The sequence below is a fragment of the Methylococcales bacterium genome (assembly GCA_030949405.1).
Lineage (GTDB): Bacteria > Pseudomonadota > Gammaproteobacteria > Methylococcales > Methylomonadaceae > WTBX01.
Genome location: JAUZSN010000002.1, coordinates 2,475,293 through 2,497,982, shown reverse-complemented (window position 1 = coordinate 2,497,982; position 22,690 = coordinate 2,475,293). Strand labels below are relative to the sequence as shown.

The window sequence follows — 22,690 nt, the reverse complement described above, 5'->3', positions numbered from 1 at the left end:
TTCAGACCCCATTAATTAAATTAACGAAAGCTCACGTTATTCAGTAAGGGCTTGCTTTAGGGGCGAATCACCAACAAATCATTTCCTGTTTTTAGCGAATACACACGGTCATGCCTGAGATTGCCTGCCGTTTACGTAAAACAGGTTTTGAGGACGCATCGGGTCAAAGATCCTGCGCGCTATCAATAACGAATTTTTCATCTAAAACATTTAGTTTAATCCTAAAACAGTCGAGATGCGACGCATCGCATTTTTACTAAAGGATTGAAGCTATAAAACATTATCCCATAACTCCCTTACTCGCAAGGAAAATAAAGAAATGCTTGAGCAATACCGTAAACACGTTGCTGAACGTGCTGCTAAAGGACTGGTTCCTTTACCACTAACGTCTGAACAGGTTGTAGAGTTAGTTGAACTCATCAAACAACCTCCAGCGAATGAAGACGCGTTTATTTTAGATTTATTAGTGAATCGTGTTCCAGCGGGCGTTGATGAAGCGGCTTATGTTAAAGCAGGATTTTTAACCGCCGTTGCTAACCGTGAAACCCACTCACCGATTATTAATGCAGAAAAAGCAACCGAGTTATTAGGAACCATGTTGGGGGGCTATAACATTGCGCCCTTAATTGCATTATTAGAGGATGATAATTTAGCGGCTATTGCAACAAAAGCCTTATCCCATAGTTTATTAGTTTTTGATGCCTTTCATGATGTTGAACAAAAAGCAAACGCGGGAAATAGCTATGCTCAACAGGTTTTAAACGCATGGGCCGAGGCGGAATGGTTTACACGTAAACCTAAAGTCTTAGAAAAACTAACCGTTACTGTTTTTAAAGTAACAGGGGAAACCAATACGGACGATTTATCCCCCGCCCCCGATGCGTGGTCACGTCCTGACATCCCGCTACATGCTCAAGCCATGTTAAAAATTCCAAGAGAAGGCATTATGGACGCCGCAGCTCAAATTGAAACGTTAAAAGAAAAAGGCTTTCCCGTAGCTTATGTAGGGGATGTGGTAGGGACAGGCTCATCACGAAAATCGGCAACCAACTCCGTGTTATGGTACACAGGAAACGATATTCCTAATATCCCTAATAAACGCGGTGGTGGGGTGTGTATTGGTGGAAAAATTGCCCCTATTTTCTTTAATACGATGGAAGATTCAGGCGCGTTACCTTTTGAGTGTGATGTCAGTCAAATCGCAATGGGCGATGTGATTGATATTTACCCTTATCAAGGTTTAGTAAAAAGACAGGGTAGCGATGAATTACTCTGTGAGTTTTCATTAAAAACCGATGTTATTTTAGATGAAGTTCGTGCAGGTGGACGTATTCCACTTATTATTGGACGCGGTTTAACTGATAAAGCTCGTCAGGCTTTAAAGCTTGAGCCTTCACGTGTTTTTTGTCGCCCGACAACAGTGGACAGTAAGGGAAAAGGCTTTACATTAGCCCAAAAAATTGTAGGAAAAGCGTGTGGGGTGGATGGCGTTTCTCCGAATAGCTATTGTGAACCTAAAATGACCACGGTCGGTTCTCAAGATACTACAGGGCCGATGACGCGTGATGAATTAAAAGATCTTGCTTGTTTAGGGTTTTCAGCCGATTTAGTTTTACAGTCCTTCTGTCATACGGCGGCTTACCCGAAACCGATTGATGTGGCTATGCAGCATAGTTTACCTGACTTCATCATGAATCGGGGCGGGCTGGCTTTACGACCTGCCGATGGTATTATTCATTCATGGTTAAACCGCATGTTATTACCCGATACCGTCGGGACAGGTGGAGATTCACACACCCGCTTTCCACTGGGAATTTCATTTCCCGCGGGTTCTGGTCTGGTCGCTTTTGCGGCGGCGACAGGTGTCATGCCTTTAGATATGCCAGAATCGGTATTAATTCGTTTTTCAGGTGAAATGCAACCAGGCATTACCTTACGTGATTTGGTCAATGCGATTCCTTATGCAGCGATTCAAAAAGGCTTATTAACGGTTGAAAAGAAAGGTAAGAAAAACGTCTTTTCAGGGCGAATTTTAGAAATTGAAGGCTTGCCTGATTTAAAAGTAGAACAGGCTTTTGAGCTTTCTGATTCGTCAGCAGAACGTTCCGCAGGGGGCTGTACTATTCGTTTAGGAAAAGAACCTGTAATCGAATATATTACCTCGAATATCACTCTGCTAAACTGGATGATAGCAACCGGTTATGGCGATAAGCGAACCATTGAGCGACGCATTAAAGCAATGGAAGATTGGTTAGCTAATCCTGAACTCATGGAGCCTGATGCCAATGCCGATTATTTTGAAATTATTGAAATTGATTTAAATACCATTACTGAGCCTTTATTGGCCTGTCCGAATGATCCAGATGATGTTAAACCCTTATCTGAATTAGCGAATACAAAAATAGATGAAGTCTTTTTAGGCTCGTGTATGACGAATATTGGTCATTTTCGTGCCGCAGGTAAATTATTAGATAAACATGCAGGCCATTTACCGACTCAGCTTTGGGTTTCGCCGCCTACAAAAATGGATCAACGCCAATTAACGGAAGAAGGTTATTACAGTATTTTTGGACAAGCAGGGGCGCGTATGGAAATGCCGGGATGTTCCTTATGTATGGGAAATCAAGCGCGGGTTGCGGAGAATGCAACCGTTGTTTCCACCTCGACACGAAATTTTCCTAATCGTTTAGGGAATAATGCGAATGTTTATTTAGCCTCGGCAGAGCTGGCGGCAGTGTGTTCAATTATGGGAAAAATTCCAACCTTTGATGAATATATGCACCATGTCAGTCAAATTAAAGAGAGCGAAGCGGATACCTATCGTTATTTGAATTTTGATAAAATGAAGGAATATCAAGCGAAACTAGACTAAGTATTTGAAACCTGACAAGCCAAGTAGAGTGCGAATAACACTTCGCCCTACTTGGTTTTTTTTTGCTATTTTTTACCCCCCCTTTTTTATTATGAACAATCGCTTAATCGTTAAAAACTGCATTGACCAATTGACCGATGAGATGAATACCTTGTCACGATTGTTTTATAAAGAATTATTTATTCTGGATATACAATTAAAAACTATTTTTTCGGGTAATGTCGTTTTTTTAAACCGAAAATTTATCAATATGTTAGCGATGCTTAAACATGTTAAGCATTTAGAAAAAATTAAAGACTCCGTTTCTAAAACAGGGGAGCGTCATTTAGTAGAGTATGGGGCTGAAATTAAACATTTTCCACTAATGAAACAAGCCTTATTGAAAGCACTCGCACAACATTTAGGACCCGCTTATGACGAGACATTAGAACAGGCGTGGAATGAAGTGTTTGATGAGGTTAGCGATATTATGGAACAGGCGATGGTTTCGATAAAAGACTCGCAGGCTATTAATAATCAGAGTCATCGTGATGATGATTTGGAATTATTAACGGATATTGGAGGGGAAGCCGTTATATATAAAGTCCATCAACGCTTTTATGAGGTCATGTTTGAAGAGCCGTGGCTGGAGACGTTTTTTCTTGGTAAATCTAAAGAATCGCTGGTTAAAAAACAAACGGAATTTATGGTAGCGGCCTTTAATGGGGTTAATAACTATACAGGTGATACGCCCGCGTTTATACACATGCACATGTTCATTAACGATGAAATGATTGCTGTACGCGAACGGATTTTAAAAGAAGCCATTAGAGCAGAGGGCTTATCAGAGTCGATTGCGGATAGAGGCTACCAATTTAAGACGGGACATCCAGCAATTTCAAAGGGTTAGAAAACACACGCTTTCGACTATTTCTAGGAAGCGGTAACTCGCCCATTTCATTCAGTAGCCATGAAAACAAGTCTGGAAACTCGGTATCAAATAAACGCATGGCGGCGGTTGTGCCATCCTCACGTTTGATTCCGTAGTTATGAATGACCGTCAACGCGTTTAATCGCTTTTTATTCAAACCTCGCCCATTGCGATACATTTGCGATAAACAGCCATTTCGCCCTTCCACCGCAGATGAACTGCGTTGAAACTGCCTTGCCATATGCTCCGCCAATGTTAGCCATCGCTGCATTTCACTGATTGATAACTTTGCACTAAATGGGTCTGATTTGAGCTTATCAGACGCGGTTTCCCAAGCTTTTCGATAGTTTTCCTTTGACCTGCGGCTTTTAGTTTGTTCCATTTTCTGATGCCAATAAACAACGGGTAATAATGTTGTGGTCAACCAATATTCGGTATCCGCATCAAGCCCCAAATTTTGCAAGGTTTCGCGTACCCAAAGCCACCAAAAACTGATGGATACCGCTAACGGTTTTATTTGATTACGAAACTTTTTCATCACGCCTTTATGATCGTTAATCCCTTGTTTTTCCGCTATTTTTCAAAGGCTCGCGCTCTTAACTCTAGCAACTTCTCAACCTGTTCCGCATCGTTTCTACGACTATCATTGAGTGAAAAAGGATGAACTTCATCCGCAATCCCTTGTAAGTTTTCGTGATAATCTGTTTGTATTTTTTTGGCTTCTTCAAGCTCTTTTTCAGCCGTTATCCGTGTTGTTTTAAGTCCAATAATTTTCTGCATCGTTGCCGTTTTAGAAACAGTAGACTCTGCGGTTTGCGCTGCTTGCCGCTGTTTTTCAGCCCTTGCTGCACGCCTGCCGATTTTCGCGCCTAACCAGCGACTCATATCTTGTTGAGCATGAAAAATATCTGCCCCCGATTCGCACTTAAACCCCGTCACTGCCATTTTTATCAACGCCTTAGCGCGATCACTAATCGCATGATTAACCTCAATGCCTAATGATTCTAATCGTGGCGAAACCTTTTTATACCAAGTATCGTAGCACCTATCATCGCTAATATCTTCCAACAAAAGATAGCCAGAACGTAAGTCCATTAAAACTAAAATCATAAAGTTGCCGAAAAAAGTCTCATCCAGCCCAGCAACAACTTTACGTGTTTGTTTTTTCACACTTTTTCGCATTCTTGCTGAAACTGCGGCAATAAGACTTCCATTTTATTGATTTGAGTCCGCAGTGCGTCGGGTGATACGCCCACATGGGTGTCAATCCGTATCATTTTAAAAAACAGCGATAAAGTCTCTGCACCTACGCCTGCCTTTAATCCAAAGACATACAAGGCGGAAAACACCATTAATCTTTGCCAAGAACTACCTGCCTCGGTTTCCCATAATGATGATTCAGGATGTCGATTTCGCTTTGTTTGCGCTTGACGATGACGATGCACACTGCTTTTTGAGCGACCAACAATTGAAGCTAAGTTACGAACAGTTTGCTTGCCTGTTGTTGTAATTTCAGCGATAATTGCGTGACTAGCTGCGCGTATTTTCTGTGTTGTTCTGTTTTTTTAGTCATTAACCTATGATACAAGAATATCGCAGTTAGTTCTTTATTTTGTCCCGTCTTAAGTTGGTAGCCAATTTTATCTTTACCCTGAGATTTAAAGTAGATACATACTTTCTTTGTTTCTTTCTATTTTTCTGAATGAAATAGGCAGTCTAGGATTTTCTCTATCTAAACTTAAATCATTGAGTGAAATAAATTTTATATTATTATTCATTGATGCTTAACTCCTAAAAATAGATATTCATGACTTTTTATCGTAAAACTGTTTTTACCTCGTTCCCAACGTCTTCGTTGGGAACGAGAAATCAAGCCAGCCAGTCATCTATGATTAAATTAGGTACACGTTTAAACTCTCTGACATTATGTGTGACTAAAGTTGTTTGATGTGTTGTCGCAATTGCTGCAATGAGTAAATCATTTGCACCGATTATATTTCCAGATTTTGCTAGAAAAGCACGAATTTCTCCGTATTGTTCAATAACCTCATCATTAAATGCTAGGCTTGAAAACTGTGTAAAGAATTCTTGTAATATTATTTTATTGGCTGTTGTTCGTTCACTTTTACACGCTCCGTACCATAGTTCTGCTTTTACAGGTGAACAAAGCAGTAGGTTTTCTATACCGATTGTTCTAATTTTTTCAATAACGGTAGGATGATTTTTAAAAAAGGCGATGCAGATGTTGGTATCCAGTAAATAACGCATTTAAAAATCTCTTTCTTCGGGTAATCCTTCGGTTTCAATTTCAGGAAAATCAGTAATTGCGCCTGCAAATTGTTTGATAAAGGTTTCGGTATCGTTATTTTTAGTTTGTTTTTCTTCTATGGGTAATATAATTATTTCAGCTTGATGGTATTGTTTAAATTCGGGGGGAATTTTTATAGTGAGGGTATCTTGTTCTAATGAATGAAGTTGACGTAATGCAATCATAATATGTACCTACTTTTTATTTTGAGATGGTTAGTTGTTTACGATATAAAAAACGTAAGCCAGTATTTGAATTTGGTGTTTTGCTGGGGTTTACTATTGTTCTAGCTAACCTACGAGCTGCCAATAATATATTTTTCGGGTGTGTTGCTTTCTATTGCTAATAGAGCTTCTCCTATGAAAAAATCATTTTGAGCAATCGCTAACATTAATTCAATAATTGAAGCATCTTCAAGCAACCAATTAATGATACTTTCTTTGTTTCTTTCTATTTTTCTGAATGAAATAGGCAGTCTAGGATTTTCTACATCCAAACTTAAATCATTGAGTGAAATAAATGGCTACCAACTTAAGACGGGACAAAATAAAGAACTAACTGCGATATTCTTGTATCATAGGTTAATGACTAAAAAAACAGAACAACACAGAAAATACGCGCAGCTAGTCACGCAATTATCGCTGAAATTACAACAACAGGCAAGCAAACTGTTCGTAACTTAGCTTCAATTGTTGGTCGCTCAAAAAGCAGTGTGCATCGTCATCGTCAAGCGCAAACAAAGCGAAATCGACATCCTGAATCATCATTATGGGAAACCGAGGCAGGTAGTTCTTGGCAAAGATTAATGGTGTTTTCCGCCTTGTATGTCTTTGGATTAAAGGCAGGCGTAGGTGCAGAGACTTTATCGCTGTTTTTTAAAATGATACGGATTGACACCCATGTGGGCGTATCACCCGACGCACTGCGGACTCAAATCAATAAAATGGAAGTCTTATTGCCTGCAGTTTCAGCAAGAATGCGAAAAAAGTGTGAAAAAACAAACACGTAAAGTTGTTGCTGGGCTGGATGAGACTTTTTCGGCAACCTTATGATTTTAGTTTTAATGGACTTACGTTCTGGCTATCTTTTGTTGGAAGATATTAGCGATGATAGGTGCTACGATACTTGGTATAAAAAGGTTTCGCCACGATTAGAATCATTAGGCATTGAGGTTAATCATGCGATTAGTGATCGCGCTAAGGCGTTGATAAAAATGGCAGTGACGGGGTTTAAGTGCGAATCGGGGGCAGATATTTTTCATGCTCAACAAGATATGAGTCGCTGGTTAGGCGCGAAAATCGGCAGGCGTGCAGCAAGGGCTGAAAAACAGCGGCAAGCAGCGCAAACCGCAGAGTCTACTGTTTCTAAAACGGCAACGATGCAGAAAATTATTGGACTTAAAACAACACGGATAACGGCTGAAAAAGAGCTTGAAGAAGCCAAAAAAATACAAACAGATTATCACGAAAACTTACAAGGGATTGCGGATGAAGTTCATCCTTTTTCACTCAATGATAGTCGTAGAAACGATGCGGAACAGGTTGAGAAGTTGCTAGAGTTAAGAGCGCGAGCCTTTGAAAAAATAGCGGAAAAACAAGGGATTAACGATCATAAAGGCGTGATGAAAAAGTTTCGTAATCAAATAAAACCGTTAGCGGTATCCATCAGTTTTTGGTGGCTTTGGGTACGCGAAACCTTGCAAAATTTGGGGCTTGATGCGGATACCGAATATTGGTTGACCACAACATTATTACCCGTTGTTTATTGGCATCAGAAAATGGAACAAACTAAAAGCCGCAGGTCAAAGGAAAACTATCGAAAAGCTTGGGAAACCGCGTCTGATAAGCTCAAATCAGACCCATTTAGTGCAAAGTTATCAATCAGTGAAATGCAGCGATGGCTAACATTGGCGGAGCATATGGCAAGGCAGTTTCAACGCAGTTCATCTGCGGTGGAAGGGCGAAATGGCTGTTTATCGCAAATGTATCGCAATGGGCGAGGTTTGAATAAAAAGCGATTAAACGCGTTGACGGTCATTCATAACTACGGAATCAAACGTGAGGATGGCACAACCGCCGCCATGCGTTTATTTGATACCGAGTTTCCAGACTTGTTTTCATGGCTACTGAATGAAATGGGCGAGTTACCGCTTCCTAGAAATAGTCGAAAGCGTGTGTTTTCTAACCCTTTGAAATTGCTGGATGTCCCGTCTTAAATTGGTAGCCCATTGTGGCTACCAACTTAAGACGGGACAAAATAAAGAACTAACTGCGATATTCTTGTATCATAGGTTAATGACTAAAAAAACAGAACAACACAGAAAATACGCGCAGCTAGTCACGCAATTATCGCTGAAATTACAACAACAGGCAAGCAAACTGTTCGTAACTTAGCTTCAATTGTTGGTCGCTCAAAAAGCAGTGTGCATCGTCATCGTCAAGCGCAAACAAAGCGAAATCGACATCCTGAATCATCATTATGGGAAACCGAGGCAGGTAGTTCTTGGCAAAGATTAATGGTGTTTTCCGCCTTGTATGTCTTTGGATTAAAGGCAGGCGTAGGTGCAGAGACTTTATCGCTGTTTTTTAAAATGATACGGATTGACACCCATGTGGGCGTATCACCCGACGCACTGCGGACTCAAATCAATAAAATGGAAGTCTTATTGCCGCAGTTTCAGCAAGAATGCGAAAAAAGTGTGAAAAAACAAACACGTAAAGTTGTTGCTGGGCTGGATGAGACTTTTTCGGCAACTTTATGATTTTAGTTTTAATGGACTTACGTTCTGGCTATCTTTTGTTGGAAGATATTAGCGATGATAGGTGCTACGATACTTGGTATAAAAAGGTTTCGCCACGATTAGAATCATTAGGCATTGAGGTTAATCATGCGATTAGTGATCGCGCTAAGGCGTTGATAAAAATGGCAGTGACGGGGTTTAAGTGCGAATCGGGGGCAGATATTTTTCATGCTCAACAAGATATGAGTCGCTGGTTAGGCGCGAAAATCGGCAGGCGTGCAGCAAGGGCTGAAAAACAGCGGCAAGCAGCGCAAACCGCAGAGTCTACTGTTTCTAAAACGGCAACGATGCAGAAAATTATTGGACTTAAAACAACACGGATAACGGCTGAAAAAGAGCTTGAAGAAGCCAAAAAAATACAAACAGATTATCACGAAAACTTACAAGGGATTGCGGATGAAGTTCATCCTTTTTCACTCAATGATAGTCGTAGAAACGATGCGGAACAGGTTGAGAAGTTGCTAGAGTTAAGAGCGCGAGCCTTTGAAAAAATAGCGGAAAAACAAGGGATTAACGATCATAAAGGCGTGATGAAAAAGTTTCGTAATCAAATAAAACCGTTAGCGGTATCCATCAGTTTTTGGTGGCTTTGGGTACGCGAAACCTTGCAAAATTTGGGGCTTGATGCGGATACCGAATATTGGTTGACCACAACATTATTACCCGTTGTTTATTGGCATCAGAAAATGGAACAAACTAAAAGCCGCAGGTCAAAGGAAAACTATCGAAAAGCTTGGGAAACCGCGTCTGATAAGCTCAAATCAGACCCATTTAGTGCAAAGTTATCAATCAGTGAAATGCAGCGATGGCTAACATTGGCGGAGCATATGGCAAGGCAGTTTCAACGCAGTTCATCTGCGGTGGAAGGGCGAAATGGCTGTTTATCGCAAATGTATCGCAATGGGCGAGGTTTGAATAAAAAGCGATTAAACGCGTTGACGGTCATTCATAACTACGGAATCAAACGTGAGGATGGCACAACCGCCGCCATGCGTTTATTTGATACCGAGTTTCCAGACTTGTTTTCATGGCTACTGAATGAAATGGGCGAGTTACCGCTTCCTAGAAATAGTCGAAAGCGTGTGTTTTCTAACCCTTTGAAATTGCTGGATGTCCCGTCTTAAATTGGTAGCCGAACAAGTCTAATATTAACCCAAAAAGACTGCTCAAGCTCAGGTTGAGTAATAATTGTTGTAACGGGTAGCCGTAAATTACGTCCTGCTTATTCAATAACGGCTAAGGTTGTTTGTAAATGCGTAATAACTAACGGACTTTCTACCAAGGTATCATTAGAAACAATATGAACATCACGAGTACGTTTTAAAGGGGCGATTGAAAGTAACATTTCAAAAACAGCATGAGTAACTAAAGTGCTATCTTTACCGCCTGAAAAACCAATTATCCAAGGATAATTTTGTTCAGTCACAAGATATTCTTGACGAATTTCTGCAACAATTTCAGCAAACTTCTCAAGAGAGTCTGTTAATTGCTTGTTTGCTGTCGGTAAATCAAGATAATTAGAATCTTCCATAAAGCTAAAGTCAATTTTACAATATAAAAACCTTTTATTATAACAATAAACAATTCTTAAAAAATATTATTTTTGACTTGTTTCCAAACTCTGTTTGCAAAAAAAATGGGGTCGATGTAAACTTAAAATTAACAGTTTTACTTAAATTAATACCCATCATCAGTTATTTTCCCATCTTAAGTTGACAGCCGTTTTTTTAAAGGTAAAGTCTCAGGAATGATTTTTATTAAGCGCGGCTTTTATCATGGCTGAATATTCAGCCTGTGGTGTCACAGCATTATCAATTTTTAATTGTGCTTGTTTTGCGAGGTTTTGTAATTCAAAATCATTAGGGTATTGTTTAGCTATCTGAACAAATTGATTTAGCTCTTGAATTTCCTCATATTTTTCTAAACGATATTCATTCAACTTTTCTCTATCTAACGCTAATATTTCAATTGTATTTTTTCCATAAAATTATTATCAATCGCATAGGGCATTTCTTCACGAAAGCTAATATAGTCTTCTGGATTTATATATGCAGGATTAATTAATAATGGTGTTTCATCCAAAATATTAGACTTGTTCTTTAAGAAGAAGTTAATATATCATGTTAAAATTCCATAGGATAGCCGCTAAAAAAGAAAATAAATCTTTTACACCTTCTTTTTTATTTCTAAACTTGTCAACTAGGCATCTATATCTTTTCATTCCACCGATTACATGCTCAACAATGACTCTTTCACGACTCATCTCTTTGTTTTCTTTTTTTTGATTTTCTGTTAATGTTGGGTTTGGATTATGCTTAGATTTATTTGGTTTTTTATGAGGAATATTTACCGAATTAGTTTTATATTCATTATTAAACCCCAAATAACCTAAATCAATAAATATATTAAAATTACTAAACCAATTTAATTCTGGATTAAATTCTTTTTTAAACATTCCATAATCATGATTTTTACCTGGAAAATTAACCCCAATATATAAAATTAAATGACCTAAAGAAGCTATAGTGGTATTTTTAATTGTATGCTGTTTTTTTACCACTGTAAAATTCATTTTGTTCTTCATAGTCACTAGGGCGTTGTACAGCAAGCTCTGTAGCATCTATTATCAATGTTTGAACTCCGCCAAAAGCCTGCTGCATTTCTTCAGGGGTTGAAAAACTTGTTGCAGGTAAAACATTAAATATATCTAACGTCTTTATTAAAATTGGAAATAATTTGTATACATGAGTATGGGCGCATGATTTATTCATATTAAAAGAAAACCCTAAGTGATCGAAAGTAGAATAGCACTTCATATAATTTAATATAAATAATAATTTGTCTGCGGGTGTTTTTAATGTGCTATCTAAACCACTACCGTATTTTCTTTCTTTATTTTCATGTTTTTCTTTTTGATCTTCAATAAGGGTCTTTTCAAATAGAGATAATAGTAAAATAAAATGTTCTGTTTTTAATCCTGTTAAAGCTCTTAACTGTCTATCATCATAAATTCTTGGTAAAATTTCTTTTATTTTCATGTTATACTTTGATTTTTATTTTTTATAGAAATTTATTATAAAGCTTATTTATTATTTTTAATAATTTAATTTAAAGTTTATTTATTAGGCTGTATCAACTGATTGTGAATGTTATCAAGTATATATAAGCAATTGATTTTAATATATTTTATTTAGAAGAACAAGTCTATTATAGTTATGATTTTTTGCTCTTTTTTCAGGAAAATGTAAAGGAAATAAATTTTTTTTATATTCTTGATTACAACTCGAACAACTTAAGAATAAATTATCCCAATCGTAAGCCAACCAGTAATAACCAGATTTATTAAGTTTATTTTGCCTATTTTGTTTATAACCTGCTTTAGCTCGAAAATGCTCGACATCTCCATACGAAACATGGCGAAATTTTTATTCACAAAAACAACATTTGTAATATTGCATTTTCTCCAAAGCTTCTTTAACAGTTTTGTGAGCATAAATACTACTTTTAAAATCTTTTGATTTAAACTCATGTTTTCCTGCTTGATAAGCCAAACATAAAGCCTTGGTTTCTTGTTTCCCGCTTGTTTTTAATTTTTCGGGTTCTTCACACCGCTGAATAGCTATCATTGTTTGGCTTCCAATAATTTTGCAGCTCGACGGATAATCTCCATTGCACCTATATCTTCAGGGGTTTCCGCAGTAGGAATACTTCCCATTTCAACTTTTAATTCTTCGAGTCTATTTTTATCTTTTGGTGTTAATTTAGCTTTTGATAAAATTTTTCTACGTTCAGTCATATTTTTTTCATATTCTTCCGAACGCGAGCTAATCTCTCCAAATAAATCACTGGCTAATAACTGATCAACACGCCAGCCTTGTATTACATCTTTTTGAGGTTTAATTTTAACTTCGTCACCATCTCGCTCTAATACAACAATATTAGCATTTTCGGCGGCTTGAACAATTAAAGGGCTGTGTGCTGTGACAATAAATTGAGTATTAGTGAAACGCTTAGTTAAATAACCCATAATTTCACGTTGCCATTTAGGGTGTAAATGTAAGTCGATTTCATCAATTAACACTACCGCAGGTTCGGCTATTGGATCGGAACTATTAGGGTAACGTTCAAATAAATGAGCTGAAAAATCAACTATCCAAGTAATCATAGATTGATAACCTAAACTTAATTCACCTAATCTCATGTCTCCCATAAAGGTTCTAAAAATTAACTTTGGATTAAAGTTATCTTCATTTGGAGGTGAAATTTCAATCTCTTTTACATCGGGTAAAACCTTTTGCAAAATTTCTTTAACTAATTTTAATTGCTTCTGGGTTTGTTCTTGAACAGAAGACTCCATAAGAGCAGCATAGTCTTTTCGTAAAAACCATTCCTCTGCATCAATTAATTTTGCGTTCTCATCAAATAAACTAGCCGTAGTATCTAAATTCCCTGTTTCATATATAGAAGACCTGCTTAAATGCCTAATTGCTCCATAAGCAATTATTTTAAGAGAGGAAAAATAAGCCTCATTTTCTCTATAAAGGTCATTTTCAAAATATTTTGTTTTTCCAAAATAATAAAAATTTCCTGTATCTACTTTAAATTTCAGGGTAAAACAAATATCAGACCTGCAAACTTTGCGCTTTTTGAGCGATAAGATTCGCCATAGACGGCATTTTGAATTCACCACTAACTCGGTCATAAACATAATCATAAAAACTCACGGCTAGTTTTTTAGCCGTTTCAGCAAGACTCATAAAACTGTCTTTGATTTTCGTGCCTTTCTCATTTCGAGTCTGGAAGCTTATGTCTCGCGCACGCGCTTGTCTTCTTGATTCATCACTGTATTGACAGGTATTTGAGCATCAACTTTTGCCCGCGCTTTATCAGCTAACTTGAACTCGTCAAGCAAGGATTGAGCTTGTTGATTGTAGATATAATGGCGTGGCGCATAATCGGTCAGCACGTCCAGAACCGATAAACGGTTTTTGTGTTTGGTGGTGAAATAAGCGGTAAACAAGTCATTGCAGACCACCTGACAATAGTGGTTATCACCGTTGACTCGCGCACTGGTATCATCAATCTGCCCGTAATCACTGTTGAGAATACCGCTGCGATAAAGTTCGCTTTTTTCCTGAGACTTAAGCATGGGAATTAAGCTACGAAAAAGCCTTTAGATACTAAGTCGCTAGGCAAGCCAGTTTTGTCGAGTAGGCATTTTAGCGTTTGGTCGATTTTAACTCGTGGGATCTTGGGTTTACGGCGGCGTTTTTTCTTATCCGAGTCCGTATTTTCAGTGTCGTTATTAGTTTCTTTTTGCGCGTCAACTTGTGCTTTTTTACGTTCGTCTTCGGATGAAATATCATCACCCTTATTATTTTTATTGGGTTTGATATCAGGCTTTCCCTGCTCACCTTTCAAGCGATTAACCTCGTCACGAAGTTGCTGTAATTCAGTTTCTAAAGACAATTTATCACTGGCTAAGCGTTCAATAAGATTGAATATTTTTTTGACAATATCCTGCGCTTCGCTACTTTCCATTTGAGCGATCGCTTGATAAATGGCGTTAGTTTCAGCCTGTCGGTCGTGGATATTCAAAGTATGTAAATGTTCGTTCTTTTATGATATGTTGTCAAATCTATTTTAGAAATTTTATCTTTACCCTGAGATTTAAAGTAGATACTATATACAAGTCTTTTTAGCTCAGTGTGCAACAGGTAAAAACTGGTTAGAAAAACAAGACAAACCTTTAAAAATACACAATAGTATTGCAGGGCTTGATAAAGCCATTAATACATTATTTATCCCTTATGATGCACGTAATATAAATAGAGATTTTAGCGAAGAAGCTAAAATTAGAACGCACTTACTCTTTGATAGATTTAGACTTATTTCTTTATTAAAGAGTGATCTTGAATTTATTGAAGAATTAAATTCATTTAATGATGTGGTTTTGAAAGCAATTTATTTTGAAGAAGATATAGTTTAATGCTGTATTTTTCCACTTTGAAAAAACTAAGGAATTAAAATTGTTCCATCTTAAGTTGGGATACCCGTAAAATAAGCTTCTGGAGCGACTGGTTTAAGCTAAATTTTTAAACCTATAAAGTAAATCCAACGCTTTTCTAGGCGTAATCTCATCAGGGTCAATCTTCGCCAAAAGACTTAAAACAGGATGATGCGCCTGCGCTGAAAATAAATCAACTTGCCCATCATCTATTTCTATTTGCTGCTCTTGATAGGCATTATTTTCTAAATGCTGTAACTTCAATTTTGCCTGCTCAATAACCGAGCGAGGAACCCCCGCTAATGCCGCAACGTGTAAACCATAACTTTGATTCGCCGCCCCCTCTTTTACCGCATGTAAAAAAATAATTTTATCCCCATGCTCCTTAGCGTCTAAATGTAAATTATAAATAGTTTTATGCTCATCCGCTAAGGTCGTTAATTCAAAATAATGCGTTGCAAAAAGAGTAAACGCTTTCGTCACTTTAGCCAAATGTTCAGCCGCCGCCCATGCTAAGGATAAACCATCAAACGTACTCGTTCCTCGTCCAATTTCATCCATCAAAATTAAACTATTGGCCGTCGCATTATGTAAAATATTAGCCGTTTCCGACATTTCAACCATAAACGTTGAACGACCACTGGCTAAATCATCCGATGCGCCAATCCGTGTGAAAATTTTATCAACCACACCACAATTCGCTGATTTTGCAGGAACATAACAGCCAATATGAATTAACAATACAATTAAAGCCGTTTGACGCATATACGTTGATTTCCCCCCCATATTCGGGCCTGTAATAATCAGCATCCGTCGTTGTGGTGAAAAATGAACGTCATTAGCAACAAAAGGATTTTTAGACACCTGTTCAACGACAATATGCCGCCCCGCTTCAATAACAAGCCCTGTATTTATTTTTAATTCAGGTCGGTTTAACCCTAAATTATCCGCCCGTTCAGCAAAACAGGTCACAACGTCTAATTCCGCTAAGGCGATAGCACATTGTTGTAATGCCGCTAAATCATGGGCGATAATATCTAATAATTCATCATATAACGTTTTTTCAAAACTTAAGGATTGCCCTCGCGCACTTAAAACTTGATCCTCAAATGATTTTAATTCTTCGGTAATATAACGTTCAGCACTTTTTAAGGTTTGTTTTCGTCTGTAATGATCGGGAACTTTATCACTGTGAAGCCGTGAAATCTCAATGTAAAATCCATGCACACGATTATAATTAACCCTTAAGTTCGTAATCCCTGTCGCTTTACGTTCGCGGACTTCCATATCAATTAAAAACTGATCTGCATTTTGACTTAGGTTTCTAAGTTCATCTAACGCATGATTATAATGACGCGCAATAACCCCGCCATCCCGAATTAATACAGGCGGATTTTCAATAATCGCTTGTTGTAATAAATGTAAAAGGACAGGATGTTCGCCTATTTTTTGGGCTAATCCGTTTAAATGCGGATTCTCCAGTTGCTTTAATTGGTGCTGTATTTCAGGTAATACCGATAAGGTTTGTCGTAACGTAACTAAGTCACGAGGACGGGCGGATTTAAGGGCAATACGCGAACTAATACGTTCAATATCCCCGATTTGTCGAAGGGTTTCTTGTAATACCTGATAACGAGATTGCTCAAGTAAACTGTCAATGCACTGATAACGGGCATTTAAAATATCATGATCGCGTAACGGACGATTAATCCAGCGTCTAAGGCAACGACTTCCCATCGAAGTGCTGGTTTTATCTAAAACTCCTAGTAAGGTATAGTTTAATTGCCCTGATGGATGACGATCTAATTCTAAATTACGCCGACTTGCCGCATCGAGTTCGATGTAATGATGATTATTTTCAACTTTAATCCCTTGTAAGTGGGGGAGCGCATTTTGTTGCGTATCTTTTAAATATTGCAATAAGCAACCACTGGCGGCAATGGCAAGCGACATGGTTTCACATCCAAAGCCTTTTAAGTCTTGAACGTTGAATTGTCGAAGCAGTCGCTGTCTTGCGGTTTCAACCTCAAAATGCCACGGAGGACGTTTACATAAGCCTCGTTGCTCATTGATAAGGCTGGGGGGTTGCCAGTCTTCACTGATTAATAATTCCGCTGGGTTCAGTCGTTCAAGTTCGGTATGAAGTTGCTCGTTTGAGTTAACCTCTTGCAAAATAAAACGACCACTGGAAATATCTAAACAAGCCAGCCCATAATGATTTTTTTCCTCATAAAGCGCGACTAATAAGTTATCGTGCCGTTCTTCTAATAACGCTTCATCGGTTACGGTGGCGGGGGTAATAATTCGGACGACTTTACGTTCAACAGGGCCTTTTGAGGTGGCAGGATCCCCAATTTGTTCGCACATGGCGACCGATTGATTTTGTTTTAATAAACGAGCAATGTAATTTTCAGCCGCATGGTAAGGAATGCCTGCCATAGGAATGGACATTCCTGCATTTTTTCCTCGACTGGTTAAGGTAATGTCTAATAGTTGTGAGGCTGTTTTGGCATCATCAAAAAAAAGTTCGTAAAAATCGCCCATACGGTAAAATACCAGCGTATCGGGGTGCTGTGATTTGATGTGCAGGTACTGTTGCATCATCGGCGTAGGTTGCGTGGATTTTTTTTGTGTTGTCATTCGACTATTTTAACTAAACAAGGGCTGATAAACACTATGGATCAGAAATTAATTATCTTAGCGGCGGAATTGGGTAAAAAATTACAACAACAAACGCTAACCTTAGCGGTCGCTGAGTCCTGTACGGGAGGCGGAATTTCTCAGGTTATAACGGAAATAGCGGGCAGTTCACATTGGTTTGACCGAGGCTTTATTACTTATAGTAATCGCGCTAAAATTGATATGTTAGGGGTGAGTGAAACGACTTTAAATCAATCGGGGGCGGTAAGTGAGGAGACGGCCTTAGAAATGGTGGCGGGGGTTTTAAAGTACAGTCCTGTTGATTGGGCTATTTCGGTAACAGGGGTTGCAGGCCCTGATGGCGGCAGTGAAGAAAAACCTGTCGGAACTGTGTTTATTGCATGGCAAACTAAAACGACTGATCCCCTTGTTAAACACTATTTATTTAAAGGGGATCGTCACCAAATTAGACAACAGGTTATTGTTAAAGCATTAGAAGGCGTTTGTTGTTAATTTACGTCGCTATCGGTTACAGCCTCGTCGCTGGGTGAGGCATGGCTTCTATCTTTTGATGGCTAAAATAGTGATACATGGCTTCGACTGAAATAAAATCATACTTTTCTTGGTAACGACTTTTAATTAAATAACTTTTTTCAAGCCCTGCTTTTTTACCTGCGTTAATATCGCTCATTTTATCCCCAATTAATAAGGATTGATTCAGGTTTAAGTTAAATTCTTCAGCCGCGCTTAATATCATGCCTGCTTCAGGTTTTCTACATCCACAGGTTTGTTTATAATCGCCAATCCCTGCAATAGGGTGGTGTGGACAATAATAACTTTTCTCAATCGTTAGCCCTTGTTTTGAAAACTCAGCACTCACCCAGCGCATTAAGTCATCAAATTCTTTTTCAGTATAATACCCCCGACCAATGCCTGCTTGGTTGGTAATAATAAATAAGCGATAGCCTTGATTGACAAAATGATGGCATAAGTCAAAAATACCCTCAACAAAAATAAAATCTTTAGGCTGATGGACATAAGCACTATCAATATTGATAATGCCATCACGGTCTAAGAATAAGGCTTTATTTTCCATGAAACACGGTGCTTGCATGGTAATAATCGTCAGGAATACCAATGTCAATAAAATAACCTTCACTTTCAAAGGCATGGACAGATAACTGTGCTAAGTTTTGTTCTAAAAAATCCGCTTCAAAGGAGAATTTAGACGCTATTTTAAAGCGATTAAATAAATTTTTATGGATTAAATAAATACCGCCGTTAATATAACCGTCCGTTTGATATTTTTTTTCTTCAAAGGCCGTGACTCTCCCTTTTTTAATAGTGAGCGTGCCATAACGGTCAAAATCATGCATAACTTTCGTGGCTACGGTGATGTCTGCTTGTGTGTTTAAATGCAGTGTTTGCATCGCGTTTAAATCAACCTCAAAAAAAGTATCGCCATTTAAGACATAAACAGATTCATGGGTTGTCATGGATAACGCTTGAATAATCGCCCCGCCTGTCCCTAAAGGGGTTTCTTCACTGGCATAACGAATCTTTAACGTTTGATAGCGATCGTTAAAATAAGTTTTGATGCATTCTTTTTTGTAACCGACTGATAAAATAACGCTCGTTACGCCTTGTGTTATCAGTGCATCTAATAAATATTTTAGAAAAGGATAGCCATTGATTTCAGCCATCGGTTTAGGAACGTCTTTAACGACGGTTTGTAACCGTGTGCCAAAGCCGCCTGCTAATATAATGGCTTCCATTATGGTGACTCGTTATTTAATAGTTGATCGACCACATGCTCTGCAAAGGCAAATGAACAGGTAAACGCAGGGCTTACGGCATTGAGGATATGAGTTGAATGATCCGTATGTTCGACGATAAAATCCATGACTAATTCATTTTGTTGGGTATCTAATAACTGGGCTCTAATGCCTGCGGGAAGGGGTCTAAAATCATCCCCTATGTGGTGTAGCATCTGTTGGGCTTTTTCGATTAAGTTTTTCTTACGATAATTTTTAATTTCGTTGATGGCTAATTCACGAAAATTAAATTTATTTAAAATAAAAAGCTTAGTTGAATAATAAAAAATCTCTAAAAATTCAGTGAGTTTAAAGCCTTCCAAGCCCTGATAATTTTCACGCCAAAATACAGGAATAGCGGTTGGGCCTATTTTAATTTCATTGTTAGCGGTCATGGTATAATGAACCCCTAAAAAAGGGTTTTTCATATTGGGAACAGGGTAAACATTGGTTGAAATGGGTTTATCATCCCCAAAATATTTTAAATAGAGACCCTTGAACGGCAGCATGGTGTAATGTTGGCCAACCCCATGAGCTTTGGCAATTTTATCCGCATAACTCCCCGCACAATTAATAAGATAATGGTAGTCAAAATTAACGGTTTCAAAGGGTTGATTAAATATAAACCTAACCCCAGAGGCGATTAATTTATCTCTTAAGGCATAACACACTTCTTTAGGATTTACTGAGGCTGTTGAGGGGGAGTACAGGGCTTTTTGATAGGTTTTAATATTAGGGTCAATCTCGTCGGCATTGACTAATTTCGTTATTACGCCGTTCACTTTAGCGCGTTTATCCAATTCATAAAGCCAATCAAGTTCTTGCTGATTATTAGCCACGACATATTTTTGAGTTTCATTCACAAAAATAGCATTGTCATGGCAAAACGCTTTCATTTTTTTATTACCCTCGGCGGTTAGTTTGGCTTTTAGACTATCCGCTGTGTAATAAAATCCTGCGTGTAATACGCCGCTATTGCGCCCACTTGCATGAACGGCGACCTGTGATTCTTTTTCAATAATTACAATCGTGAGTTGTTTATTACGGTTTATTAAATCATGGGCAATCGTCATTCCGATAATCCCTGCGCCAACAATGAGGTAATCAATTTGTGCTGTCATTTAACGAACCTCGGTCATAACCATATTTTTAACATAGAAATATAAGGGCCTTGCCGTCACACTCGGCAGTGCAATGGAAGAGGCTTCTGAAATAAAGTGGATGGTGTTTTCCCCAGGGTGTAGTTTAAACGCAAGTACAAATTCCTCGTCCCCTCGATTGCCTATAATAATATGTTGATTCTTTTCATCATTATAAACGCTAATTTTAGACACGTTGTCTTGTTTAGTCGAAATGACAAATTTTAAATTAACAATAATAGGCTCTTTGGCTTTATTATCAATAATAAGTTGGCTTTGTTTATCGCTCCAATTCCAAATATCGACCCCACTCGCTTCCCCTGAATAAAATCCCGTTGAAAATGTATATTCAAAACGATCGGTATAAATTTGGCCTTTTTGCATGGGTTTAGCGTAAACAAGGTTAGCATTTTTATTGCGGACTTCATGGGTGACCCACATACTGTTAATACTTACATTTTTTTCTTCCACGTACAGACTATCTTCTTTGCCTTTTAATCGAAAAGGAAACGACTTAAAGCCTTCAAACGATTCGTACGTTAAAATATTGGTATCCCGTGCAACGGCTACTAAATAAAAATTATTAATGAGTTTTGAGTTAGACTCCAGTTTTGCAAAAACACCAAAGGTATCGTAATTATTTTTGGGTTTAATAATTTTTAAAATATAGGTTTTATCGGTTATGGTTTGAGGATAGCCCTCGTAAATTTTAATATCCATCCCTGTTTTCATTAAGACATAGCGATCCCAGTAATCAGAACGCTCATCCGCAAGGGGTTTGTATTTATCAACGGAGCCGATAGAATCGGTTAACCCTAAGGCATAAATAGCGGTTCCGTTCTCAAGATTTTGAAAGGCGTCCGTTTTAAAGAATTTATCCATTAATTCCCAGCGATAATGGGATTGTTTTTTGAGATTAAAAATCGCTTCATTTGAAATCGACACAAATGTAGAAATGAAAAATAGAAAAACGAGTGCAACTATCAGTCGAATTCGACTGGGTAGGGTAGGGCGGTTAAACCATTCTAATTGTTTTAAATAAACTAAAAAAAGTGTTAACAATAAGGCCATTCCAAAATAGGACATGTACGTCCCGACATAGCCTTTGCTATTGCCTATAATCGCCCATTGTTGATATTTACTCACCAGTGAGTGTAAGGCGTTGGGGATAAATAACAGTAAGACCGCAAAAATAATTAATAAATTGAGTGTTTTTTTATTAACGTACTTTATATTTTTTAAACTTTCAAAAACAACCCCCACAAATAATAAATATTTAACAATCCAAACAATATTAATTTCTTCAATATTAACGACTAAGACTTTAACATTATATTTAAATTTGGATAATGGATTGGCGGCTAAATCAAAGTCAAAGGGATAATTTAAGACATTATTCATGTCCCCTAATCCTGTTGCCGTATGAGTGAAAAATAAAGCACTCGGAAAGGTATATAAACTATAAATCAATAAAGTCTGAATGGAATCTAGGATAGAAAAACCATTATTACCGACACTGTTACCCACATAGACCGACCCATAAGTTAATCTAAAGACAAGATAGATAGTTAGGTAAATGCCTGAAAAAATAAAGTGGTATTTTAAGTTATAAAACAGACCTTTATTTAAGTAAAGTCGTGAAAATAGAGGGTAAAACACACAAAATAAGACAAACATTTCACTGACTTGTAAGGTCAACACAAATAAACTGGCACTCACCATTAATTTTAATGGACTGGCTTTGCAAAAAATATAGAGGTGCAATGAGGCTAAAAATAATGAAAACCCCACGGTATAGATGAGCGGGGAGGAGGTGAGTAAAAAATGATCCCACGAATCTTGCAAGAAAGTCACAAAGACAATCACAAAAATGTAGCTGTAATATTTTTGTGCGGTGAGCTTTTCTAAAAAAAAGGCAAGGTAGAGAATATTACCAATAATAGAGAGAGTAGCGATTAATTTAATGAAAAATAAATTTTCGACTAAAAAAGAAAGTTTAATTACTAACCAATGAAAAAGGAAAAATTGGATGCGTCCTTGTTTAAATGCCCCATCTTTAAATTCTACCCAGCTATGATAAACTTGGTTAAAGGCATCATCATTTGTTGTAAAGCCTAAGCTTAAGTAGGGGTAAAAAAATAAGATGATTGCAATAAACAATATCCATTCTATTTGTCGGTTATTTGTCATGTTTTAATTA

General features: G+C 37.8%; 30 protein-coding genes. 9 read left to right on the top strand and 21 right to left on the bottom strand.

Translation table 11 applies throughout. From position 1 onward, the window contains the following. The first annotated feature begins 319 nt into the window (after window positions 1–319). Both acnB and Q9M50_12855 read left to right on the top strand, forming a co-directional pair. A complete protein-coding gene (gene acnB / locus Q9M50_12860) occupies window positions 320–2,872 on the top strand; it encodes a bifunctional aconitate hydratase 2/2-methylisocitrate dehydratase (GenBank protein MDQ7091501.1) in 2,553 nt (850 codons plus the stop codon). 28 nt (window positions 2,873–2,900) lie between these two features. Continuing rightward, a complete protein-coding gene (locus Q9M50_12855) occupies window positions 2,901–3,761 on the top strand; it encodes a hypothetical protein (GenBank protein MDQ7091500.1) in 861 nt (286 codons plus the stop codon). Here Q9M50_12855 and Q9M50_12850 read toward each other — a convergent pair. The 6 genes from Q9M50_12850 to Q9M50_12825 all read right to left on the bottom strand — a co-directional run bounded on the left by Q9M50_12850 (window position 3,727) and on the right by Q9M50_12825 (window position 6,586). After that, window positions 3,727–4,320 (bottom strand): DUF6399 domain-containing protein, encoded by a 594-nt coding sequence (locus tag Q9M50_12850; protein ID MDQ7091499.1) that lies wholly within the window; start codon window positions 4,318–4,320, stop codon window positions 3,727–3,729. The two genes, Q9M50_12855 and Q9M50_12850, sit on opposite strands and share 35 nt — an antisense overlap. Window positions 4,321–4,355: 35 nt before the next feature. Then, the gene (locus Q9M50_12845) at window positions 4,356–4,952 is read right to left on the bottom strand and encodes a hypothetical protein (protein MDQ7091498.1); all 597 of its coding nucleotides are present in this window, start codon (window positions 4,950–4,952) and stop codon (window positions 4,356–4,358) included. Next, window positions 4,949–5,227 (bottom strand): hypothetical protein, encoded by a 279-nt coding sequence (locus Q9M50_12840; GenBank protein MDQ7091497.1) that lies wholly within the window; start codon window positions 5,225–5,227, stop codon window positions 4,949–4,951. The genes Q9M50_12845 and Q9M50_12840 overlap by 4 nt, the downstream gene beginning before the upstream one ends. Before the next feature lie 424 nt (window positions 5,228–5,651). Further along, the gene (locus Q9M50_12835; protein ID MDQ7091496.1) at window positions 5,652–6,050 is read right to left on the bottom strand and encodes a type II toxin-antitoxin system VapC family toxin; all 399 of its coding nucleotides are present in this window, start codon (window positions 6,048–6,050) and stop codon (window positions 5,652–5,654) included. Beyond that, window positions 6,051–6,275 carry a hypothetical protein gene (locus Q9M50_12830; GenBank protein MDQ7091495.1) on the bottom strand — a complete coding sequence of 75 codons (225 nt, stop codon included), beginning with the start codon at window positions 6,273–6,275 and terminating at the stop codon, window positions 6,051–6,053. Between the two features lie 110 nt (window positions 6,276–6,385). Further along, window positions 6,386–6,586 carry a hypothetical protein gene (locus Q9M50_12825; GenBank protein ID MDQ7091494.1) on the bottom strand — a complete coding sequence of 67 codons (201 nt, stop codon included), beginning with the start codon at window positions 6,584–6,586 and terminating at the stop codon, window positions 6,386–6,388. 10 nt (window positions 6,587–6,596) lie between these two features. Here Q9M50_12825 and Q9M50_12820 point away from each other — a divergent pair, with 10 nt between their 5' ends. From Q9M50_12820 to Q9M50_12795, 6 genes are read left to right on the top strand one after another with little or no spacing between them, the layout of a single operon-like run. Continuing rightward, window positions 6,597–6,773, top strand: a complete 177-nt coding sequence (locus Q9M50_12820; protein ID MDQ7091493.1) for a hypothetical protein — start codon at window positions 6,597–6,599, stop codon at window positions 6,771–6,773. Between the two features lie 29 nt (window positions 6,774–6,802). Further along, window positions 6,803–7,099, top strand: a complete 297-nt coding sequence (locus Q9M50_12815) for a hypothetical protein (GenBank protein ID MDQ7091492.1) — start codon at window positions 6,803–6,805, stop codon at window positions 7,097–7,099. 39 nt (window positions 7,100–7,138) lie between these two features. Next, a complete protein-coding gene (locus tag Q9M50_12810) occupies window positions 7,139–8,305 on the top strand; it encodes a DUF6399 domain-containing protein (GenBank protein ID MDQ7091491.1) in 1,167 nt (388 codons plus the stop codon). Next, window positions 8,292–8,483 carry a hypothetical protein gene (locus Q9M50_12805; GenBank protein MDQ7091490.1) on the top strand — a complete coding sequence of 64 codons (192 nt, stop codon included), beginning with the start codon at window positions 8,292–8,294 and terminating at the stop codon, window positions 8,481–8,483. The genes Q9M50_12810 and Q9M50_12805 overlap by 14 nt, the downstream gene beginning before the upstream one ends. Window positions 8,484–8,512: 29 nt before the next feature. Further along, window positions 8,513–8,851, top strand: a complete 339-nt coding sequence (locus Q9M50_12800) for a hypothetical protein (protein MDQ7091489.1) — start codon at window positions 8,513–8,515, stop codon at window positions 8,849–8,851. After that, window positions 8,848–10,014 (top strand): DUF6399 domain-containing protein, encoded by a 1,167-nt coding sequence (locus Q9M50_12795; protein ID MDQ7091488.1) that lies wholly within the window; start codon window positions 8,848–8,850, stop codon window positions 10,012–10,014. The genes Q9M50_12800 and Q9M50_12795 overlap by 4 nt, the downstream gene beginning before the upstream one ends. A gap of 98 nt (window positions 10,015–10,112) precedes the next feature. On the opposite strand, the gene Q9M50_12790 is transcribed toward Q9M50_12795, so the two are convergent. The 11 genes from Q9M50_12790 to mutS all read right to left on the bottom strand — a co-directional run bounded on the left by Q9M50_12790 (window position 10,113) and on the right by mutS (window position 17,537). Then, a complete protein-coding gene (locus tag Q9M50_12790; GenBank protein ID MDQ7091487.1) occupies window positions 10,113–10,421 on the bottom strand; it encodes a hypothetical protein in 309 nt (102 codons plus the stop codon). A gap of 210 nt (window positions 10,422–10,631) precedes the next feature. Continuing rightward, complete coding sequence (locus Q9M50_12785) at window positions 10,632–10,829, bottom strand: hypothetical protein (protein ID MDQ7091486.1); 198 nt, start codon at window positions 10,827–10,829, stop codon at window positions 10,632–10,634. Between the two features lie 17 nt (window positions 10,830–10,846). After that, window positions 10,847–10,972, bottom strand: a complete 126-nt coding sequence (locus Q9M50_12780; protein MDQ7091485.1) for a hypothetical protein — start codon at window positions 10,970–10,972, stop codon at window positions 10,847–10,849. Between the two features lie 28 nt (window positions 10,973–11,000). Then, window positions 11,001–11,462, bottom strand: a complete 462-nt coding sequence (locus Q9M50_12775; protein ID MDQ7091484.1) for a transposase family protein — start codon at window positions 11,460–11,462, stop codon at window positions 11,001–11,003. Continuing rightward, window positions 11,425–11,928 (bottom strand): transposase family protein, encoded by a 504-nt coding sequence (locus tag Q9M50_12770; GenBank protein ID MDQ7091483.1) that lies wholly within the window; start codon window positions 11,926–11,928, stop codon window positions 11,425–11,427. Before Q9M50_12770 ends, Q9M50_12775 begins: the two co-directional genes overlap by 38 nt. 387 nt (window positions 11,929–12,315) lie before the next feature. Further along, the gene (locus Q9M50_12765; GenBank protein MDQ7091482.1) at window positions 12,316–12,516 is read right to left on the bottom strand and encodes a hypothetical protein; all 201 of its coding nucleotides are present in this window, start codon (window positions 12,514–12,516) and stop codon (window positions 12,316–12,318) included. Further along, window positions 12,513–13,577: an AAA family ATPase gene (locus Q9M50_12760; GenBank protein MDQ7091481.1), complete on the bottom strand. Its 1,065-nt coding sequence runs from the start codon at window positions 13,575–13,577 to the stop codon at window positions 12,513–12,515. The genes Q9M50_12765 and Q9M50_12760 overlap by 4 nt, the downstream gene beginning before the upstream one ends. Continuing rightward, a complete protein-coding gene (locus tag Q9M50_12755; protein MDQ7091480.1) occupies window positions 13,513–13,647 on the bottom strand; it encodes a hypothetical protein in 135 nt (44 codons plus the stop codon). Before Q9M50_12755 ends, Q9M50_12760 begins: the two co-directional genes overlap by 65 nt. Window positions 13,648–13,694: 47 nt before the next feature. After that, a complete protein-coding gene (locus Q9M50_12750; GenBank protein MDQ7091479.1) occupies window positions 13,695–14,039 on the bottom strand; it encodes a hypothetical protein in 345 nt (114 codons plus the stop codon). A gap of 5 nt (window positions 14,040–14,044) precedes the next feature. Continuing rightward, entirely contained in the window at window positions 14,045–14,488 is a 444-nt protein-coding gene (locus Q9M50_12745) for a hypothetical protein (GenBank protein ID MDQ7091478.1), read from the bottom strand. Between the two features lie 484 nt (window positions 14,489–14,972). Further along, window positions 14,973–17,537 carry a DNA mismatch repair protein MutS gene (gene mutS / locus Q9M50_12740; GenBank protein ID MDQ7091477.1) on the bottom strand — a complete coding sequence of 855 codons (2,565 nt, stop codon included), beginning with the start codon at window positions 17,535–17,537 and terminating at the stop codon, window positions 14,973–14,975. Between the two features lie 36 nt (window positions 17,538–17,573). On the opposite strand from mutS, the gene Q9M50_12735 reads away from it, so the two are divergent. Then, a complete protein-coding gene (locus Q9M50_12735) occupies window positions 17,574–18,050 on the top strand; it encodes a CinA family protein (protein MDQ7091476.1) in 477 nt (158 codons plus the stop codon). A 16-nt stretch (window positions 18,051–18,066) separates the two neighbouring features. Here Q9M50_12735 and Q9M50_12730 read toward each other — a convergent pair whose 3' ends face one another. Genes Q9M50_12730 through Q9M50_12715 form a run of 4 tightly spaced genes read right to left on the bottom strand, consistent with a single transcriptional unit; the run spans window position 18,067 to window position 22,680 of the window. Further along, a complete protein-coding gene (locus Q9M50_12730; GenBank protein MDQ7091475.1) occupies window positions 18,067–18,633 on the bottom strand; it encodes an HAD family hydrolase in 567 nt (188 codons plus the stop codon). Next, on the bottom strand, window positions 18,623–19,312 hold the full coding sequence (locus Q9M50_12725) for a nucleotidyltransferase family protein (GenBank protein MDQ7091474.1): 690 nt from the start codon (window positions 19,310–19,312) through the stop codon (window positions 18,623–18,625). Before Q9M50_12725 ends, Q9M50_12730 begins: the two co-directional genes overlap by 11 nt. Continuing rightward, window positions 19,312–20,472, bottom strand: a complete 1,161-nt coding sequence (locus Q9M50_12720) for an FAD-dependent oxidoreductase (GenBank protein ID MDQ7091473.1) — start codon at window positions 20,470–20,472, stop codon at window positions 19,312–19,314. Before Q9M50_12720 ends, Q9M50_12725 begins: the two co-directional genes overlap by 1 nt. Further along, complete coding sequence (locus Q9M50_12715; protein MDQ7091472.1) at window positions 20,473–22,680, bottom strand: hypothetical protein; 2,208 nt, start codon at window positions 22,678–22,680, stop codon at window positions 20,473–20,475. It lies immediately after the preceding gene. Window positions 22,681–22,690: the final 10 nt, after the last annotated feature.